Here is a 16,581-nt window from a genome sequence, read left to right as displayed (position 1 = left end):
TTTTGCCTGAACATATCTGATGGATCAAACACCATCAAATAACCGGCACAAAAAAAACGCCCGCTGAAAACAGCGAGCGTTTCTTTTTGTATTCGGCGAAACCTGTAAAACAGATTAACGCGAATAGAATTCGACAACCAGGCTCGGCTGCATCTGAACCGGGTACGGGACTTCGGCGAATTTCGGGACGCGAACGAAAGTACCTTTGAAGGCTTTCGGGTCAACTTCGAGATATTCGGGAATGTCACGTTCTGCCAGGGTTGCAGCTTCCATAACCATCGGGATTTCGCGCGAAGCCGATTTGACTTCAACAACGTCGCCTTCCTTGACCAGGTAAGAAGGAATGGTGACCTTCTTGCCATTGACCAGGACGTGGCCATGGTTCACGAACTGACGTGAAGCAAACACGGTCGGAACGAATTTCATACGATAGACAACAGCGTCCAGACGGGTTTCGAGAATCCCGATCAGGGTTTCCGAGGTATCACCCGGGCGACGCGATGCTTCTTTGAAATAACGCAGGAACTGTTTTTCCGAGATCGAACCATAGTAGCCTTTAAGCTGCTGTTTGGCGAACAGCTGGATACCATAATCGGTCGGTTTTTTACGGCGGGTTGCGCCGTGCATGCCCGGAGCATATTCGCGCTTGTTCAGCGGCGATTTGGAACGGCCCCAAAGGTTTACACCAAGGCGGCGGTCAATTTTATGCTTGGCAGCAATACGTTTCGACATTGTAAACTCGCTTTTTTAAAAGTGCTTTGTTGTCCCGATAGTTTCTGCAAACAGGCTGTTTGCAGAACGGGGACGCAGAACCTTGCCGCGACCCGCTTTCTCGGAAGTGAGGCGCAATATAGAGATGAATCCGCACGAGTCAAACGGAAACCGCAGAAAACCAGCCTGTCTGGTCGATTGAGTGCATCTTTTTTCCGGTCGTTTTCCGGCATTGCGGAGGCACCCTGCACTTTTTTGTCAAAAGTTCCAATCCAGTTCGCCCGTCGCCGCGTAACAATTTTTACCATGCGTGTTCAAACCGGATCAGCTCTTGGGACCCGTTTTGACAATAATGAAGTTACGCGGCGAAACACGCAGGATAAAAAAAGACAAGCCGCGAACGAACGAGCTTAGGACATCGAGACCATGAAATTTCGTTCCATGATGGTAATTGCATCCGCGACAATGGCACTTGCGCTGGGTGCGTGTTCATCTGACATGCACGCGAACAAAGACGACATGATGAAGTCCAACACCGCCATGACCCCCGAAAAACATGTGGTGATGGTGGGCGGTGCGCCGATGTATCCGTCAAAAAACATCATTGAAAACGCGGTCAATTCCAAAGACCACACAACCCTGGTTGCTGCTGTCAAAGCTGCGGGCCTGGTTGATACCCTGTCTGGCCCCGGCCCGTTCACGGTATTTGCCCCCACCAACGACGCCTTTGACAAACTTCCCGCTGGCACCGTCGACACCCTGTTAAAGCCGGAAAACAAACCGACCCTGACCAAAATCCTGACCTATCACGTGGTGCCGGGCACACTGACCGCCAAGGACCTGATGGAAAAAGCCATGATGATGGGTGGCATGTATAAAATGACCACCGTTGAAGGCGGCACCATTACCGCCGAAATGAAAGACGGTGCGCTTTATATCGTCGATGAAAAAGGCAACTGGTCAAAAGTTACCACGGCCAATGTCATGCAGTCGAACGGCGTGATCCATGTGGTCGATACCGTGTTAATGCCAAACTAGGCTGGCATTCCTCGCACAACACGGCCTTTTCAGGCCCTATATGACAAGCCCCCGGAACATTTTCCGGGGGCTTTGTCTTTGGTTATGTCCTGGCCTCAGCGCACAAACAGCCGCAGGTCTAACGGCCAATCAGGATTTTGGTTTGGGTTTATGCTTTGCCCCGCGCATGGCCGATACCATCCCGCGAATGGTTTGCACCTCCTGGTGGGTCAAACCGATACGGGTAAAAATATTGCGAATATTGCGTTCCATTGCCGGTCGCTTTTCCTCGACACGGAAAAAACCGGATTCATCAAGTTCATGCTCCAGATGCACAAACATCCGTTCAACCTCGTCATGGGTGGCGGGGAACGAATCGTTCATCATCATCTGGTAATCGGGCACATCGACCCCGGCCTGCCACCACTCATACCCAATCAAAAGCACGGCCTGCGCCAGGTTAAGCGAGGTAAAACCGGGATTAAGCGGCACGGTAACAACGGCATCCGCCATGGCAATATGTTCGTTGCGCACACCGGTGCGTTCCGGCCCGAACATCACACCAATTTTTTCGCCCTTGCCAATATTGGCACGCATTTCCGGGGCAAGCCCCCGCGGGGTAAAAACCGGTTTAACAGCATCACGGGTGCGTGCAGTTGTCACATAAATACGGTTCAAATCGGCCAGCGCGTCTTCTTCGCGTTCAAACACCCTGGTATTGTCGATCACGATATCCGCGCCGGACGCATTGGCAGTTGCCCGTTCATTGGGCCAGCCATCGCGCGGGCGCACCAGCCGCAAATCCACCAGCCCGCAATTCAACATTGCCCGCGCCGCCTTGCCAATATTATCGCCAAGCTGCGGTTCAATTAAAATGATAACGGGTGGGTTAACCACACCTGCCGTTTCGGGGCGGGCCGCAGTTGGGGTATCACTCATCCCCTGAAGTCTCCTATAGTGTTCATCGGCACCGTTACACACCAGCCAATAACCGGCACCAATCCATAAAAGGCGGTAAACCCGCCCGTGATTGCGCGCTGCTTTAGCATTTCCTGCCGCGCAGCACCAGCATCAGCACACACATAACCCTATAGGGCCGACGCCGGGCACGCACGACACCACCCGATACAGCAAACAAACGCATTCATCACGAATGCTGGCTGCGAATCCCGGCTTTAAACAGCTTGTAACTTATGGAATCGCGCAAGGCGTTATAGGACGCCTCGATAATGTTGCTTGAAACACCGACGGTTGCCCAGCTGTTGCCTTCGGCATCGCGGCTTTCGATCATCACGCGGGTAACCGCACGGGTGCCGTCGCCACGGGTTATGATCCGCACCTTGTAATCGATCAGTTCGATCGGCGCGATGACCTCGCGGTATTCCGGCACAGTTAACAGCACCTTGCGCAGGGCAGCATCAAGGGCGTTGACCGGGCCGTTACCCTCGGCCACCGACATGAACTGTTCGTCGCCTACCACCACTTTTACCGTGGCTTCCGACATGGTGATAACCTGTTCGTCCTGTTCATCCACCCAGCGGCGTTCGTCGATCACGCGGAAAGATGTGACACGGAAATAGCGTTCAAGTTCGCCCATCGCCTTGCGGGCTAACAGTTCAAAGCTGGCTTCGGCCCCATCATAAGCATAACCGTCAAATTCGCGCTGTTTGACCAGTTCCACCAGCCTGCCGACTGCTTCGGATTTCGGGTCAACCTCGACACCAATTTCGCGAAACCGTGCCAGAATATTGGAACGCCCCGCCTGGTCTGACACCAGAATCTGGCGCTGATTGCCAACTTTTTCGGGTTCGACATGTTCATAGCAGGCCGGGTTTTTCTCGACCGCCGACACATGCAAACCGCCCTTATGGGCAAAGGCCGATTCACCAACATAGGCCGCCTGGCGGGTTGGTTCGCGGTTGAGACGGTCATCGAGAATATGCGAAATACGACGCAACTGGGTTAGTTGCTGTGCGCTAATGCCCACGTCATAGCCCATTTTCAACATCAGGGTCGGGATGATGGAAATCAGGTTGGCATTACCGCACCGTTCCCCAAGACCATTGAGCGTGCCCTGAATTTGCCGTGCCCCGGCCCGGACCGCCGCCAGCGAATTGGCAACCGCATTTTCGGTATCGTTATGGCAATGAATGCCAACATGGCTTCCGGGGATGCGGGTGCAGACATCGGTCACAATGTCAAAAATCTCGTCTGGCAGGGTGCCGCCATTGGTATCACACAGCACAACCCAGCGCGCACCGGCATCATAAGCCGCCTGAATGGCTGACAGGGCATAGTCGCGATTGGCTTTATACCCATCAAAGAAATGCTCGGAATCAAACAGCACTTCCTCGCTATGCTGTTTCACATGCGCGACCGATTCCGAAATCATCGCGATGTTTTCATCCAGTTCGATGCCTAACGCCTCGGTCACCTGAAAATCCCAGCTTTTGCCTACCATGCACACCACCGGCGCATTCTGGATCAGGGTGGCCAACCCCGGATCGTTCGAAGCGGAGCGACCGGCACGCCGTGTCATGCCAAAGGCAGTCAGACGAGAATTTTTAAGTTTGGGCGGGCTGGCAAAAAACGCATCATCCGTCGGGTTTGCGCCGGGCCAACCGCCTTCAATATAGTCAATCGACAGCTCGTCCAGTGCCTTGGCAATCGCGGTTTTATCCGCGGCTGAAAAATCGACGCCCTGGGTCTGTTGCCCATCGCGCAAGGTACTGTCATAGAGATAGACGCGCTTGTCAGACATATTGGTTCCAAATCTGCATTGATGCGGCGCCACACGGGCAACCATCGAAAAAAGAGGTGTGTCCCCGATATCCTGTACCGGGACGGTCTGGCAAATTGCCGCAAAACCTCGTCTGGCGCAACCTCGTTACCACACCAGAGAGAAAAACGGCAAAATCCGCCGTTTCACCGCCTTTAGAGTAGCAAACCTGTCCCCCTGCATGATTGTGCAGGCGATAGCGGTGGCACTATATTGATATATACACTTATAGATGCAGTGCCTCAGTCACCTCAACATAGCGTTGCTATACATGCGATTAAGGACTTATCACTTGGTTCTAGGGAAATAGTCATATGGCTCGTATTGCCGCCATATCGGAATCGGACGATCTGATTTTTCTGGGCGGGCTGACATGGCATCGCGACGGAAAGCATTGCTGGCGCGCGGCTGACCGTTTTGCAGAATACACCATTTGCCGCGACACGGACGACAGATGGCATGGATACTGGATGCGTAACGGCATTAAAACCCGCGCCGAATGGTCCTGCCCGACGATAGAAACATTTGCCGAATACCTGATTGATCAGGTTCGTCATGCCAGGCTCGATATTAACTGATCTGACCTGCCAGGGTGACGGGCACCCTTCCTGTGAATTTCAAACAATCGGCAATGGCAAAATCAACCGATGGCAAGCCATTGCCCCGTGCCCCTTTGGTCACAATCCCTGATCCCCTGCATTAACAGGAACTGTTTTATCAAACGAATGATCAACCGGCACTGCAAGAATGGTTGCGTTCCTGCGACAAGGGCTTATGTCTGGGGCAAGTTCATTCATAACAAAAGGTCCCGGCATGACCCAACCGACCAAAATGCAGATCGACATTGTTTCCGACGTTGTCTGCCCGTGGTGCATTATCGGCTATAAACATCTTGAGCAGGCCCTGCAAAATCTGGAGGGCCAGATCGATGCCAAATTGCGCTGGCACCCGTTCGAATTAAACCCCGACATGGGGCCGGAAGGCCAGGAGCTGGGCGAACATATTCATGAAAAATATGCCCTGACCCCGGACCAGAGTGCCGAAAACCGCGACCGCATCCAGATGATGGGCGAAAATGCCGGTTTTGACATTCACTTCAGTTCAGACAGCCGCATTTACAACACCTTTGATTGTCACCGCATGCTGTATTGGGCAGGCAAAAAAGGCAAACAGACCGAACTGAAAATGGCGCTGTTCCGGTCCTATTTTCAGGAGGGCGAAAACCCCGGCGACCATGGCGTTTTAAAACGCTGCTGCGAGGAAGTTGGCCTGTCCCCCGAAGAAGCCGGTAACATTCTAGACAGTGACACCTATGCCAGCGAAGTTCGCGCCGAGGAAGAAGAATTTAAAAGTGCCGGTATTACGTCGGTTCCGACCTATGTGGTAAATGGCAAATACGCCATTAGCGGCGGCCACCCGCCCGAAGTTTTTGAACAGGCCCTTTCCGAAATTGCCCGCGGGGCAACTGGCGAATAGGCGGCACATTTCCCAAACACGTTTTGACAAAGCCCGGCACCCCCTGCCGGGCTTTGTTTGTATCGGGCTTTTATAACGGGCGCTGATTTTTATGTGCCTGTGATTTTTATATGCCTGCCTCTCGTTGTCGGGCAAAACCAAACTGCTGCCATTTACCGCATGTTTCAGGTCAGTTCGCCCTTTGCCAGTGCAGTCCCCATTCTGCAAACCTATCCTGACAATTCCGGCAGCATGGAACAAAACCGGCCCTTTCTCTCATCGACGCTGCCTTTGTTTGGGTTTAGATTTTAAAACACGCAAACAATGGGGCTTCCGATGACAGAACTTCATTTATATCTGCCCGGTATTTTGCTCGCTTATGCCGCCTTGCTGGTTGGCCTGATCAGCCCTGGCCCTGCCTTTATGGCGTTAATGGGCGTATCGCTTGGCGAAGGCCGCCGGGCCGGGCGTTACTTTGCCCTGGGCATTGGCAGCGGATCATTTTGCATCGGTGCCATAACACTTTCGGGCCTTTCTGCCCTGCTGGTCGCCTATGCCGATGCCATGTTTGCCATTCGCATTGCCGGGGGGTGCTATTTATTATGGATGGCATTCAAGGCCTTAAGATCTGCCTTTCGCCCGGCACCTGCCGATGCCAGGGCCGAAAATGGCCCGTTACGTGCCCCAGCCCACTATTTCAGTCGCGGGCTGGCCCTTCATTTAACCAATCCCAAAGCCATCCTGACCTGGATCGCGATTATTTCCATTGGTTTGCAACCCGGTGCCCCGTTATGGGTGGGCCTGATCATTGTGGCAGGATGCGGGGCAATATCGACAGTGATCCACCTGTTTTATGCCACCGCTTTTTCAACCCGGCCTGTCATTGCGGTTTATCGCCGTATGGCCCGCTGGATCAACGGGTTTCTGGGCGTCTTTTTTGCAGCCATCGGGGTGAAACTGTTATTTAGCCGCTAACCCGAACATCCCTACCGCATCGCCAATCTGTGATGTTGCTATTCTACCAAACCGGCCGGGTCTGCGGCCCCGCGTTGTGCACGATTTAAATGCACGGGCGAGGTTGCTTCCGGCTTGCGTGTCACGCCACTTTTGGCATCCATCCAGCCGCCCAAAATCGCCAGCCATGCCGCAACCAGCGGCAACCACGCAATATCCTGGTCCATCGCCCATAATGTCAGGCTGGTAAGAATGCACCACAAAACCGGAGCAGGCAGCAACAGCCAGCGCCAGGTACCACGCATTAACAACACAAAGCCCAGGGTGCCGATAATTGTCGGGTCCGGGGCGCTGCCAAAAAGTTCGGCGGCCAAAACATCGTGACCGGCCAGCACGCTAAAAAACGGATAAACCGGAATTGCCAAAATCAGCAAAGCCACCCCGGCCATGCTGGAAAAGTCACCACGCCAGCAAAACACAAGCGGCGTTTTACGCAAGGAAAACAGCACCATTATCACAGCCTGGAAAGCAAATATCGGCAGTATATATGGCACGGCCCAATTGATTGGCCGGTAATAATGCCCCATGAAAACAGCACCGGCCCATGCCCACATCACGGCCAAAACAACCAGAATACCCCGTTGAAACAGCCGCCCCCCGCGCAAGCCCCTGTAAACCAGCACCGCGCCCGCAAGATACAACACCAGGTTAACCGGCCAAAAAGCCAGATTAAAGCTGACAAACAACCGGTAATAAACCCGGGTTGAAAACAGCAAAAAATCAATCAAATGATAATCCCACCAGTCTGTCACAGGGCATCTCCTATGGCAGCGGCGATGGCATGTCGCATATCCGGGGTGGGCAAAACGGCATCTTTTTTACCCTTGCCCGGCATGGCCGCCGCAAGGTTTTCACGCACATGGTCCACCCGCGTTGTTGCGGGAATGGCGCAGGTAACAGCCGGATGGGAAACGATATATTTCAAAATCAGTTGCGCCCAGCTTTGCGCGCCAAGTTCGCTGGAAAATTCAGGAACAGGCACCCCACGCAGTGCCTTGGTCAAATGCCCGCCGCGAAAAGGGCGATTAATGATAACGGCCATACCGCGTTCCTGCGCGATTGGTAAAATGCGGTTTTCAACTTCACGATCCAGCGGGTTATAGGTCACTTGCACAAAATCAAGCGGTTCGCGCTGCATGATCACCGACAACAATTCATGACGTCGTCCATGCGATGTGGTGACACCGACATACCCCAGTTCACCGGCAGCCTTTTTAGCCTGTAACACCGGCAACTGGTCCTCCCAGTCGCGCAGATTGTGGACTTGCAACAAATCAAACTTTGAAATGCCCCAGCGCCGGGCGGTTTCCGCAATTTGATCACCGCCCCCGTTTTCGTCACTGGTCCAAACCTTGTCGGTCGCAAAAACCTGATCGCGATGAATGCCCAGTGTTTTCAAACCATGGCCGATGGTCGCCTGCGATGATCCATACATCGGTGAAGAATCAATCATTTCGCCGCCCCCGGCAAAAAAGGCAGCCATTACATCAGTGCAGTTTTTCAACAAAACCGGATCAACACCGACATTAAAAGTAATCCAGCTGCCAAGGCCTATGGCGGGAATTGAGACATCGCTACCAGGTATTTTGCGGCGTAATACACCGGTCGCCACCTGCCCCTGTGCCGTTCCAGCATGGATAAGAGGCATACCGGCAAGGCTTGCGGCAACCGTGCTGCCTGCACCTGCCAAAAAACTGCGCCGACTGATATCAGCAAAGGCCATGTTACCATTTCCCTTGATTATCCGGGGTCCGATCACCCCTCAAGGGTGCCGCAAAATGCCCGTCCGCGCAAGGGAGGCCCATTTGCAACAGCATACGATCCGGCACAGTGGCGCGACAGAACGCATAATATGACAGTCATCCTCAGCCTGTCCAAAGCGGCGTGGTCTTTGTTGATGCAAAGAAAAAGGCGCCACCCGTTTCCCGGCAGCGCCCTTTTGCAAATCATCGAACCGAACAGATCAACCACGTTTCCAGGTTGTTCCGTCCTTGAAGTCTTCCAGAATAATACCGCGGGCCAGCAAATCATTGCGGATCTGGTCGGCAGCGGCAAAATCGCGGTTTTTCTTGGCTTCAGCACGCTCTTTAATCAGGGCATCGATTTCTGCGGCTTCATCCTCATCGCCACCACCGGTAAACCAGCTGTCAACATCGATTTCCAGAATACCCAGCAATTCGGCTGCCGCCAGAACACGGCCTTTGGCTTCGGCCTTTTTACGGTCGTTCTTGGCCTTGTTCAGCTGGGTAATCAGCTCGTGGAACTCGGCAATGGCCAATGGCGTATTCAAATCATCACACAGCGCGTTCAACACCCCGTCAGGCACATCGGCATCTTCATGAATGATGTATGATGTCTGGCGCAGGGCCGTATAAAAACGGTCCAGTGCTTCTTTGGCCTGGCGCAGGTTTTCTTCTGTCCAGTTGATCGGCTGGTGATAATGGGTGCCCATCATGGCAAGACGAATGGCTTCGCCCGGCCAGCTTTCCAGCAATTCATGCACGGTGACAAAATTGCCCAATGACTTGGACATTTTTTCGCCTTCAACCATCAGGTGGCCGTTATGCATCCAGTATTTGGCATAGCTGGACCCATGATTTGCGCAGCAGCTTTGGGCAATTTCATTTTCATGATGCGGAAACACCAGATCAATGCCGCCGCCATGAATGTCAAAATTTTCACCCAGATAGCGCGTCGACATGGCCGAGCATTCAATATGCCAGCCCGGGCGACCCCGGCCCCACGGGCTGTCCCAGCCCGGCGTGTCATCGTCAGACGGTTTCCACAACACAAAGTCCGCCGGGTCCTTTTTATAAGGCGCAACTTCAACCCGGGCACCGGCAATCATTTCATCGCGATTGCGCCGCGATAATTTGCCATATTGCTCGTATTTCGAAACCGCAAACAAAACATGCCCTTCGGCAGCATAGGCAAATCCCTGTTCGATCAGGTTTTCGCACATCGCGATCATATCGGGGATATGGTCGGTCGCACGCGGTTCAATATCGGGTTTGTCCGCATTCAGCGCATCCATATCGTCAAGATAGGCCTGGTGGGTACGTGCGGTAATAACCGAAATGCTTTCGCCGCTGTCACGGGCACGCTGATTGATTTTATCATCAATGTCGGTGACGTTGCGAACATAGGTGACGTTCGGATAGAGGTAACGCAACAAACGTACCAGCGTATCAAACACCACCACCGGGCGGGCATTGCCAACATGGGCATAGTCATAAACCGTTGGTCCGCAGACATACAAACGCACGTCTTCGTCGTCAATCGGGACAAAAACCTGCTTTTCGCGGGTCATGCTGTCGTAAATACGCAGTTCTGGATATGTATCGGTCATTTTTCTGGTCCGTTCAAATGGCGTGAAAGCAGCTGTCATTTTCGGGCGATCCGACCGAAATCAGACCGCCGTGCCACACAGCCGCGCACGGGCCTTTTCACTGCCAATCAACGGCAACATTGCCGACATTTCCGGGCCATGTTCGCGCCCGGTCAGGGCCTTGCGTAACGGCATGAACAATTGTTTTCCCTTGCGGCCGGTTGCTTCCTTAAGCGCACCGGTCCAGCTTTTCCAGCTTGTTGCGTCAAGCGCCCCCTGGGGCAGGATATCGGCCGCCTGGCGCAAAAATTCACCATCTTCTTCGTCAATTTCGGGCGCGGTAACAGCGTGGATTACATCCCACCATTCGCGCGCTTCGGCCACACGCCAGCAATTGCCGCGCACCGCCAGCCAGAAATCTTCGTCAATGCCTTCCATACCGGCCGCAACCAGCTTTTCCTGTGCCTGATCAAACGGCATTTCATGAACGATTTTTTCGTTCAGGGATGCCAGATCAGCCGGGTCAAATTTTGGCGTCGACCGGCCATAGGCCGAAATATCAAACGTTTCGATGGCACCACGCATCGTTACCGGTTCAATCCGGTCAGACGCACCAAGCCCGGTCAAAAGCCCGACCAAAGCCGGAACTTCAAAGCCGTCATTGCGCAATTCGCGCAACGAAAGGCTGCCCAGCCGTTTGGAAAGCTGCGATCCGCCCGGCCCGGCCAACAGCGGCGTATGGCCAAAATCAAGCCCGCCAGCCTTGCCGCCCAGCGCCATATAAACCAGAATTTGTGCCACGGTATTGGTCACATGGTCTTCACCGCGAATGATATGGGTAACGCCCATTTCAAGATCATCCACAACCGACCCCAGCATATACAGCAAGGATCCGTCTTCACGGATCAGAACCGGGTCCGACACATGTTCGGTGTCAAAATGGCACAGGCCACGGCACATATCATCCCATTCCACCACGCCATCGGGCAGCAGGAAACGCCAATAGGGCGTGCGCCCTTCGGCTTCCAGCGCACGAACTTCGGCAGGATCAAGGATCAGGGCCTTGCGATCATAGATGAAAGGCTGGTGACGCTGGCGGGCGGCCTTGCGTTTCCAGTTCAGCTCGCCTTCCGTTTCATAGCACGGATAAAGCAGCTTTTCGGCTTTCAGCTTTTCAATCGCAACGTCGTATTTGTCCTGACGCAGCGACTGGCGTTCCTCGCGGTCCCAGTCAATGCCCAGCCAGCGCAAGTCCTCGCGAATGGCATCAACATATTCATCCTTGGACCGTTCCGGGTCGGTGTCGTCAAAGCGCAGGATAAATTCACCACCATGCTTGCGGGCATATAACCAGTTCATCATGGCAACACGGGCATTGCCTACATGAAGCAAGCCGGTCGGGCTGGGTGCAAATCGTAAAACAGGTTTTTTCATATCAATATTTTTCAAACAAAATCCATGTCATACCAGACCATGCCGAGGGTTACCTCGTCAAAATCCGGTTAGGCGCGACTGCGCCGCGCGGCCAATACCGCGAGAGGCAAGGGCTTTATTAAAGCCCGCCCGCCAAGTGAGGGGCGCGTTGATCGATGTCGCTCAACGCGTTTTAACATCAGGTTACCAGATTGGTAAAACCATTGGTAATCGGGTATCGCCGGTCGCGGCCAAAGGCACGCGGCGTAATTTTCACCCCCGGCGGGGCTTGTCGGCGTTTATATTCGGCACGATCCAGCAAACGCCACACCCGGCGCACCGTTTCTTCATCATGGCCACAGGCAACAATTTCAGCAACGCTACGCTCCCCTTCAATCATCTGGTGCAGGATATCATCCAGAACATCATAGGGCGGCAGGCTGTCTTCGTCTTTCTGGTCCGGGCGCAATTCCGCCGAAGGCGGTTTGGTAATGATCCGTTCGGGAATTACCATGCCCTCTGGCCCAAAAACACCTTGCGGGCAATGGGCGTTGCGCCAGTGACACAGGGCAAACACCGTGGTTTTATAAAGGTCTTTTAAAACCGAATACCCACCGCACATATCACCATACAAGGTAGCATACCCAACCGACATTTCCGATTTATTGCCTGTGGTCAAAACCATATGGCCAAATTTGTTGGAAATCCCCATCAGGATAATGCCACGGGACCGCGCCTGAATGTTTTCTTCGGCAATGTCGGGGTCGCGCCCGGCAAAGGCCGGGGCCAGCATGGTACCAAAGGCCTCCATCGCCGGGCCGATATTAATGCTTTCGATACCGGTTTTTAGCATATCGGCGCAAATTTGTGCATCTTCCAGGCTATCAGCCGAGGTATAGGGCGATGGCATCATCACCAGACGCACCCGGTCTGCCCCCAGGGCATCCACCGCGATGGCGGCGGACAGGGCCGAATCAATCCCGCCAGACATGCCAATAACAACACCGGGAAACCGGTTTTTATTCACATAATCACGCAGACCCAACACCAGCGTCTGGTATATCGCATCCAGGCCGGATGGATAACGCGCATCGGGGGTGGCATCCTCGCAATACCATTTGCCATCGCCATCGCGTGACCAGTTGGAAATCTGGACCGATTCGGCAAAGGCAGGCAGGGCAACGGCAAGGTTTCCCTCGCCATTCAAGCCAAACGAACCGCCATCAAAAACCAGTTCGTCCTGCCCGCCGACTTCGTTGCAATAAATCATCGGCAAGCCGCATTCCAGCACCCGGTCACGAATCAGCTGGCGACGCAACCCATCCTTGTCGGCCTCAAACGGCGAGCCATTGGGCACCAGCATAAATTCGGCACCGCGCCCGGCCAGATGGGCCACCACATGGGGCGTCCACACATCTTCGCAAATCGGAACCCCCAGTTTGATCCCGCGAAAATCAACGACATCGGGCATCGGTCCAGCGGCGAAAACGCGTTTTTCATCAAACACGCCGTAATTGGGCAAATCATTTTTGGCACGCACAGTTTCAATGGTGCCGCCATCAATCAGCAACACGGCATTGTAACGGCTACCATCAAATTCCCACGGGGTGGTCAGCAACAGGGCCGGTCCGTTTTTGCGCGAAGCCGTGCGTTTGCAAATATCTTCAACCGCATTTTTCAAATGGCGCATGAAAGACGGTTTCATCACCAGATCCTCGGGCGGATAGCCCGACAACACCAGTTCAGAATAAAGGACAATATCCGCGCCCCTGGCGGCCGCAGATTCCCAGGCAGCCACAATTTTTTCCGCGTTCCCGGCAATATCGCCGACAACGGGGTTTAACTGGGCAATGGCAATGGCGAGTTTGTTTTTCATGTTGTTTGGAATAGGAGGGGTCCGCCCGCAAGTCAATTGCGGAAATTGCAATAGCCCCCGATGCTTTTACAACCCATCCCCGGATAGATCGTTGCTTGCGGCTTAAAGTGCCATAGCGGCGTCGATTTCATCCTGGCTCATGGTTTTGGCCGAACCATGAATGATCGAGCTGGCAACATCCATAAAACGCTGCAAAGCTGCCGTTGTGCTATTGGCTGTCATGCGGATGATATCGGGGTTGCCTTCGGCAATCACGACTTCAAGCTGTTCGTTGGCACGCAAGACCACCGCATTCATATGTTCGATGGTTTCCTCGAACGGGCATCGAAATTTATCGGGCACATGATCATAGGCTTCAATCGCCAGTTCACGATCGGAAAAAGCACTGTCCTGAAAATGCTGTTGATAGCTTTTAGGTGCCCATTCCTGACAATCTTCAAGCATGTCGGGCATATCGGGTACCATTTCCAACAACATGACAATTTCGTTGAAATGATTCAGATAATCCGTTGCAAGCAGCGTGGCCGAGGAAATGTTGGTTCCCTCAACTTTCTTTTGCCAAAGTGCAAAATCATTATCGGCTGACATGTTCGCGATTATCCTTCTCTCGCAGGCAAGTGCGCCCTGTTTCTTTTATATGCTAAAGGACAAGCATCGCATCAATATCAATCTGCAACAAATTCCCAAATAGGGATGTTTTGACAGTTTTTTGAGCCAAAAAAAGTTAAAAACATTGTCCAAATGGTCAGTATTGCGATGAAAAAAGGGCGCCCGGCAAATCGGGCACCCTTTTTCAATATCATTCGCCGTAACGAACGGATCATTCAAACTGTTCAGGCACTGGCCAGCAGTTCGTCACGCACATTGTCGCGTTCCTGCTTGATCATTTCCGCCATCAAAAACGCCAGTTCAAGGGCCTGTGCCCCGTTCAGGCGCGGGTCGCAATGGGTGTGGTAACGATCCGACAGGCTTTCTTCGGTAATGGCCTGTGCGCCACCAATGCATTCGGTCACATCGGTGCCGGTCATTTCAAAATGAACGCCACCGGCATGGGTGCCTTCGGCCTTGTGAATGTCAAAGAACGTTTTGACTTCGCCCAAAATCGCATCAAAGGCACGGGTCTTGTAACCATTGCTGGCCTTGACCGTATTGCCATGCATCGGATCGCACGACCACACAACCTTGCGGCCTTCGGCCTGGACACGACGGACCAGACGCGAAAGATGCTCGGCCACCTTGCCCGACCCCATACGGCAAATCAGGGTCAAACGACCTGCTTCGTCCGCCGGGTTCAAAATGTCGATCAGGCGGATCAGTTCGTCTTCATCCAGCGTCGGACCACATTTCAGGCCAATCGGGTTTTTAACCCCGCGCATGAATTCAACATGTGCGCCGTCCGGCTGACGGGTACGGTCACCAATCCACAACATATGTGCCGAACAGTCGTAATACTGGCCTGTCAGGCTGTCCTGACGGGTCAAAGCCTGCTCGTAGCCCAGCAACAATGCCTCGTGCGAGGTGTAAAAATCGGTTTCGCGCATTTGCGGCGCGGTTTCCGGGGTAATGCCGCAGGCGCGCATGAAGGCAACGGCTTCATCGATCTGGGTGCTCATCTGGCGATATCGTTCCCCCGCGGGGCTGTTATCAACAAATGACAGGTTCCAGCGATGGATCTGGGTCAAATCGGCAAAACCACCCTGGGCAAAGGCCCGCAAAAGGTTCAGCGTCGATGCCGACTGGTTATAAGCCTTGATCTGGCGCTGCGGGTCCGGGGTGCGTGTTTCTTCGGTAAATTCGATCCCGTTAACATTGTCACCGCGATAGCTGGGCAGTTCGACACCGTCGATCGTTTCCATATCGGCCGAACGCGGCTTGGCAAACTGGCCGGCCATACGGCCCACCTTGACCACCGGGCACGAAGCGCCATAGGTCAGAACCACAGCCATCTGCAACATGACCTTAAAGGTGTCGCGGATGTTGTTGGGATGAAATTCCTTAAAACTTTCGGCGCAATCCCCACCTTGCAACAGGAAGGCCTTGCCTTCTGCCACTGCACCAAGTTTTTCCTTAAGCGCACGCGCCTCGCCAGCAAATACCAAAGGAGGATAGCTGCCGAGCTCCTGTTCTACGGCCTTGAGGGCCTGTGCATCCGGATATGTCGGAATCTGCTTCACAGGCAGGTTCCGCCAACTATCAGTGCTCCAGCTCTTGCTCATTTGCTTCCTCTCCATCGGATGTCTCTTTCAACACCCCTAGCATATCATCAAATATATCATACGGCCCGATTTATCCGGGCCAAAACCCGCCATTTGCCGGGTCCAACTAGATAAGGGTTTTGTGCCGCCGTTTCCAGTCTTTCCCGCACCGCGACAACAGAAAAATGGCAAATTTTTGCCAATACTGCGCAATTGCACGCAAAATTCCACCCACTTTAGCCACTTGCAGATGAAACAGGCGAAAAACATTACGCGCAATACGCACATCATAAATGCGAATCCATCAGGGTTTCAGCCCGTTTCGCCACCCTGTTCGTCATCTGGCTCGCCAAAATATGTTCGCACACCGGCAGGAATCGCAATACCACCTGCCTTTCGCACAACCCAGATATGATCCACCCCCGAAAGATCGGGCATCACATCGAGCGATCCGCCCTTGATGCTGACCGGGTCCTGCCCGGCAAGGTCACCATGAAACAGGCGCGATCCGCATTCAGGGCAGAAATGGCAATCAAGGACATGGCCGCTATCGGTGGGTCGCTGCCATGTTTTTACCTGCCCCTGCGTCACAATGATATCCGCACCATGCACCAGAACCGAAATTCCAAACGCCGATGCCGACTGTTTCTGACATTCCCGGCAATGGCAGATATAGGTATTCAGGGGCGCGCCATTTACCTGATAGCGCACAGCCCCGCACTGGCACCCGCCGGTCAGACGGGCTGGCGACGGTGATCTTTCCGGTGATGTTGCCATTGTCATGATCTGCTTC

Annotated in this window: 15 protein-coding genes; 4 read left to right on the top strand and 11 right to left on the bottom strand. The window is 53.7% G+C overall.

Going from position 1 to position 16,581, the window contains the following annotated elements:
* Positions 1 to 114: 114 nt before the first annotated feature.
* Positions 115 to 732 carry a 30S ribosomal protein S4 gene (gene rpsD, locus THS27_RS07885; protein WP_085589608.1) on the bottom strand — a complete coding sequence of 206 codons (618 nt, stop codon included), beginning with the start codon at positions 730 to 732 and terminating at the stop codon, positions 115 to 117.
* A 405-nt stretch (positions 733 to 1,137) separates the two neighbouring features.
* On the opposite strand from rpsD, the gene THS27_RS07880 reads away from it, so the two are divergent.
* On the top strand, positions 1,138 to 1,749 hold the full coding sequence (locus THS27_RS07880; RefSeq protein ID WP_246832888.1) for a fasciclin domain-containing protein: 612 nt from the start codon (positions 1,138 to 1,140) through the stop codon (positions 1,747 to 1,749).
* A 129-nt stretch (positions 1,750 to 1,878) separates the two neighbouring features.
* Here the strand turns inward: THS27_RS07880 and THS27_RS07875 are convergent, their stop codons facing one another.
* Both THS27_RS07875 and cimA read right to left on the bottom strand, forming a co-directional pair.
* The gene (locus THS27_RS07875) at positions 1,879 to 2,667 is read right to left on the bottom strand and encodes an RNA methyltransferase (RefSeq protein ID WP_085589606.1); all 789 of its coding nucleotides are present in this window, start codon (positions 2,665 to 2,667) and stop codon (positions 1,879 to 1,881) included.
* A gap of 208 nt (positions 2,668 to 2,875) precedes the next feature.
* On the bottom strand, positions 2,876 to 4,489 hold the full coding sequence (cimA, locus tag THS27_RS07870) for a citramalate synthase (protein ID WP_085589864.1): 1,614 nt from the start codon (positions 4,487 to 4,489) through the stop codon (positions 2,876 to 2,878).
* A gap of 332 nt (positions 4,490 to 4,821) precedes the next feature.
* On the opposite strand from cimA, the gene THS27_RS07865 reads away from it, so the two are divergent.
* The 3 genes from THS27_RS07865 to THS27_RS07850 all read left to right on the top strand — a co-directional run bounded on the left by THS27_RS07865 (position 4,822) and on the right by THS27_RS07850 (position 6,937).
* Positions 4,822 to 5,085 (top strand): hypothetical protein, encoded by a 264-nt coding sequence (locus THS27_RS07865; protein ID WP_085589604.1) that lies wholly within the window; start codon positions 4,822 to 4,824, stop codon positions 5,083 to 5,085.
* 235 nt (positions 5,086 to 5,320) lie between these two features.
* A complete protein-coding gene (locus THS27_RS07860; RefSeq protein WP_085589862.1) occupies positions 5,321 to 5,983 on the top strand; it encodes a DsbA family oxidoreductase in 663 nt (220 codons plus the stop codon).
* A 315-nt stretch (positions 5,984 to 6,298) separates the two neighbouring features.
* The gene (locus THS27_RS07850) at positions 6,299 to 6,937 is read left to right on the top strand and encodes a LysE family translocator (RefSeq protein WP_085589600.1); all 639 of its coding nucleotides are present in this window, start codon (positions 6,299 to 6,301) and stop codon (positions 6,935 to 6,937) included.
* A gap of 38 nt (positions 6,938 to 6,975) precedes the next feature.
* On the opposite strand, the gene THS27_RS07845 is transcribed toward THS27_RS07850, so the two are convergent.
* From THS27_RS07845 to THS27_RS07810, 8 genes are all read right to left on the bottom strand, one after another.
* Positions 6,976 to 7,728, bottom strand: a complete 753-nt coding sequence (locus THS27_RS07845; RefSeq protein ID WP_210402857.1) for a DUF6064 family protein — start codon at positions 7,726 to 7,728, stop codon at positions 6,976 to 6,978.
* Positions 7,725 to 8,699: an aldo/keto reductase gene (locus tag THS27_RS07840; RefSeq protein ID WP_210402856.1), complete on the bottom strand. Its 975-nt coding sequence runs from the start codon at positions 8,697 to 8,699 to the stop codon at positions 7,725 to 7,727. The genes THS27_RS07845 and THS27_RS07840 overlap by 4 nt, the downstream gene beginning before the upstream one ends.
* Positions 8,700 to 8,939: 240 nt before the next feature.
* Complete coding sequence (gene cysS, locus THS27_RS07835) at positions 8,940 to 10,325, bottom strand: cysteine--tRNA ligase (RefSeq protein WP_085589599.1); 1,386 nt, start codon at positions 10,323 to 10,325, stop codon at positions 8,940 to 8,942.
* A gap of 60 nt (positions 10,326 to 10,385) precedes the next feature.
* On the bottom strand, positions 10,386 to 11,738 hold the full coding sequence (locus THS27_RS07830) for a glutamate--tRNA ligase (protein ID WP_085589859.1): 1,353 nt from the start codon (positions 11,736 to 11,738) through the stop codon (positions 10,386 to 10,388).
* A gap of 178 nt (positions 11,739 to 11,916) precedes the next feature.
* Positions 11,917 to 13,593 carry an NAD+ synthase gene (locus THS27_RS07825; RefSeq protein ID WP_085589597.1) on the bottom strand — a complete coding sequence of 559 codons (1,677 nt, stop codon included), beginning with the start codon at positions 13,591 to 13,593 and terminating at the stop codon, positions 11,917 to 11,919.
* Positions 13,594 to 13,695: 102 nt separating this feature from the next.
* Entirely contained in the window at positions 13,696 to 14,181 is a 486-nt protein-coding gene (locus THS27_RS07820) for a hypothetical protein (RefSeq protein ID WP_085589595.1), read from the bottom strand.
* Between the two features lie 245 nt (positions 14,182 to 14,426).
* A complete protein-coding gene (locus THS27_RS07815; protein ID WP_085589593.1) occupies positions 14,427 to 15,809 on the bottom strand; it encodes a class II 3-deoxy-7-phosphoheptulonate synthase in 1,383 nt (460 codons plus the stop codon).
* Positions 15,810 to 16,100: 291 nt separating this feature from the next.
* A complete protein-coding gene (locus THS27_RS07810; protein ID WP_168184850.1) occupies positions 16,101 to 16,571 on the bottom strand; it encodes a GFA family protein in 471 nt (156 codons plus the stop codon).
* Between the last annotated feature and the right edge of the window lie 10 nt (positions 16,572 to 16,581).

The organism is Thalassospira sp. MCCC 1A01428 (genome assembly GCF_002115825.1).
Taxonomy (GTDB): Bacteria; Pseudomonadota; Alphaproteobacteria; order Rhodospirillales; family Thalassospiraceae; genus Thalassospira.
This window is presented reverse-complemented; position numbering and strand designations above follow the sequence as displayed.